This is a genomic window from Drancourtella massiliensis (genome assembly GCF_016900655.1).
Classification (GTDB): Bacteria; Bacillota; Clostridia; order Lachnospirales; family Lachnospiraceae; genus Sellimonas; species Sellimonas catena.
Genome location: NZ_JACJKH010000139.1, coordinates 1 through 234, shown reverse-complemented (window position 1 = coordinate 234; position 234 = coordinate 1). Strand labels below are relative to the sequence as shown.

1 rRNA gene is annotated in these 234 nt (G+C 45.3%); it reads left to right on the top strand.

Features of this window, described 5'->3' with window-relative positions:
• Positions 1 to 116 precede the first annotated feature (116 nt).
• Positions 117 to 234, top strand: a 16S ribosomal RNA gene (locus tag H6A32_RS16095); the annotation flags it as partial.

Here is a 234-nt window from a genome sequence, read left to right as displayed (position 1 = left end):
CAACGATCCCTGAAAATTCATGAGAATTATTCAGAACAAGGAACTTCAAGTTCCACAAACCAGACAACAGTAACGGGATGGATTAGCGAGAGTTGATCTTGACCGGAACAAACACTTTTAACGAGAGTTTGATCCTGGCTCAGGATGAACGCTGGCGGCGTGCCTAACACATGCAAGTCGAACGAAGCACTTTCTTTAGATTCTTCGGATGAAGAAGACTGTGACTGAGTGGCG